We start from the raw sequence: 3,265 nt of genomic DNA, 5'->3' as shown, positions 1-3,265 counted from the left end.
TGGCAAGCCGGGCGAGAAGTACAACCGGGCAGGCAGGCTGGTGCTGGTGGAAGACGCGTCGGGTGGTGAAGCCTACTACTACGGCAACCAGGGCGAAGTGGTGAAGACGGTTCGCTCGGTGATGGTGAGTACCGCCGATGTGCGCACCTATGTCTACGGCGCCACGTACGACAGTTGGAACCGCGTACGCACCATGACCTACCCCGACGGGGAGGTGGTTACCTATCATTACAATGCGGCAGGGCAAATAGTTCGCCTTTCGGGCAATAAACAGGGGCGTGAGAGCGTTATTGTTGACAGGATAGGTTATGACAAGGACGGACATACCGTCTACACCAAGCTGGGCAACGGCACGGAGACAACCTACACCTACGACAAGCAGCGTGAACGTCTGCAGGCGATGAACCTTACGGCGGACGGTAGGGCTGTGATGGAAAACAAGTACCGATACGATGCTGTGGACAATATCTTGGGTATTGCCAATGCCGTAGACCCGACGCAGGCCGCTAGTAATAACAACAATAGTAATAACAACAATAGTAATAACAACAATAGTAATAACAACAATAGTAACAACAATAGCAATAACAGCAAGGCAAAACTCGGCGGTGCTTTCAACCACACTTACGCTTACGACGACCTTAACCGCCTGATAAGGGCCAACGGTGAGGCGAAGGGTGCGAAGTATGAGATGACGATGACCTTCGGACGGATGAGCGAACCGCTCACCAAGGTGCAGAAGGTTGACTCCTCAAAGACGGCGCAGTCTTACGACTTCACCTATCAGTACGAGGACAGCAACCATCCCACGGCTCCCACGCAGATAGGGCATGAGCATTACACTTACGATGCCAACGGCAATCCCACGCTGGTGGAGAACGACAGCCTGAACACCGAGCGGAGAATGTATTGGGACGAGGACAACCGCCTGATGGTATTGTCGGACAACGGTAAGACCAGCCGATACACCTACAATGCCGCCGGCGAGCGCATCGTCAAGAGCCACGGCGACCTCGAAGGCGTATATGTAAATGGTGCGCCGCAGGGAATGACGTTCCACGAAACCGAGGATTACACCATCTATCCCGCCCCGATTATCACCGTAACGAAGAACCGCTTTACCAAGCATTACTTTATCGGCGACAAACGAATTGCCTCCAAACTGGGGACAGGCAGGTTCAGCAATGTCTACGGCATCAGCAGCAACAACGTTACGGCAGGCCAGAAAGACTATGCTGCCCGCATGCTGCAGATAGAGAAACAGCGCGAGGAGTATTACCGCAAGCTGGGCACGCCACCGGGTGTGCCTACGATGAAGGGTGCAACGGCCGATCCCGACAACACGGGTTATGGCTACAACACCATCATCGGAGAGCTGGGCGACCACTCTGTGCCCGAAGGTTGGGTGCAACGACCGAAGTTCAACAAGAAAGGAGATGTTCCTGGTCCACCCATTCAATGGCAGAAACCCGAAGACCCTGACAATGCGCAGCCGGGTTATGGCTATGTCCCCTCGGACACAACCAACATTGAAGACATCTTCTTCTATCATAGTGACCACCTCGGCAGCACCAGCTATATCACCGACAAAGATGCCAATATCACCCAGTTCAACGCCTATCTGCCCTACGGTGAGCTGTTGGTAGATGAACACTCATCGTCTGAAGAAATGCCGTATAAGTTCAATGGCAAGGAATTAGATGAAGAAACAGGATTATACTATTACGGTGCAAGATACATGGATCCCAAAATCTCCATGTGGTATGGAAGTGATCCTCTAAGTGAAGAATATGAAAATGTATCTGCTTTTGTATATTGTCATGGGAATCCAATATGTTTATTCGACCCGGATGGACAAGGTGATTATTACACAAATGAAGGTGTATGGTTAGGCTCTGATAAAAAGAAAGATAATTTTGTTTATACAGCCAGTGGCGTCCATCAGAGCAAGGACAAAAATGGAAATATGGTAAATGTTTTCGAAAATTCCCAGAAATTATCAATACATCATTCCAAATTTATAAGCCAATCTTCAACAGTATATGGGGAGAGTAGTGCTTATAGAGTCCGTGATAAAAAAAGTGAACCATCGGAAGATTTGAAAAAGGAGATGTATGCAATTGCAAGTGTTCATCAGCGGAATTCAAAAGCTTATGGAATAAGTTCTGAGCCTGCAAAAGATTTTAGAAGTAAAAGTGCTAAAGAAAGAAATGATTTACCTCTTATGCGGACAGCTATTGCAGCTGAAATTAATGCACTTAAAAATGGTATAGATTATAGTTATGGTGCAACAATGTGGGATGGAGCTGAGCAAGCCCAATTCTCAGAAAATGAACAGCGTAGAAGTAATGGTCATTTTGAAATACATATGAATACTATGGGTTGGAATATTTCTCCAAAACATTATGCTCAGTGGAAAAATAATATTGGTAAAGCATTCAAAGCACCTATGATTCGTGCTGCACGGGATTCTTTTTATAACTCAGTAACAAAGAAGTCAATTCCTAACCCTAATGCGGGAAAAATGCGGTTACAATCCACTGCTGTATATGGTAGAACAATATTTTGGAAAACAAATTAATAAAAACTTGTCATTATACAAGATATTAATTATGAAAGTGTTTTTACTTCTTTTATTATTATATTTTCCTCTTAACAGTAAGGTAGCGGAAAGTCATCAGGTGGACGTTACCTTATCGTATGAATCTGGGTATACTTCCAAGAGTCTATATATAAATGGAAAGAAAGAAGCTGTCTATAAAAGCAGGAAAAAGAAGCCTATAAGGCTCACAAAGGTCGAGAAAGATATGCAAAATATCTTTTTCGAACAATTAAAATACTTGGAATCGTGGGGGGTGATTATAAAATATCCGGAGGTTATCTTCGAAGACCTTTGTATTATCTCTGATATATTGTCCAGTTATGATAAGTCGGAAATTCAATCTTTTATTCAGACAAAAGACAATTGTAAAACGATTAATATATTAAAAATTAACAAATATTACACATATATCAATGCAAGAGTTGATTATGTCCTAACGCTCACAATAGTTATAGAAAAAGGCTTACTTAAAGAATTCCGATATAAATATATGCCGGATTTTTCTAATGAGACCATTAGTTACAGATGTCAGTACAAATATGATAATTATGGTAGAATTATATATATAACGATTTTAGGGAAAGAAAAAAATGAGATTAGAATAACATATGCGAGTTTAAGATAATAAGAAAGACTGTCTCATGAGCAATAAACAGGGCAAGA

Annotated in this window: 2 protein-coding genes; both read left to right on the top strand. The window is 43.6% G+C overall.

Features of this window, described 5'->3' with window-relative positions; all coding sequences use genetic code 11:
• The coding region (locus BN93_RS15495; RefSeq protein ID WP_019189200.1) for an RHS repeat domain-containing protein at positions 1 to 2,581 on the top strand (2,581 nt) is incomplete at its 5' end.
• Positions 2,550 to 3,227, top strand: coding sequence for a hypothetical protein (locus tag BN93_RS15490; RefSeq protein ID WP_019189199.1), 678 nt, complete (start codon positions 2,550 to 2,552; stop codon positions 3,225 to 3,227). The genes BN93_RS15495 and BN93_RS15490, both read left to right, overlap by 32 nt.
• Positions 3,228 to 3,265: the final 38 nt, after the last annotated feature.

This window comes from Prevotella conceptionensis 9403948, assembly GCF_000312305.1.
GTDB classification, from domain to species: domain Bacteria; phylum Bacteroidota; class Bacteroidia; order Bacteroidales; family Bacteroidaceae; genus Prevotella; species Prevotella conceptionensis.
Note: the sequence above shows the minus strand (reverse complement) of the source record. Positions and strands in the feature narration are given on the sequence as shown.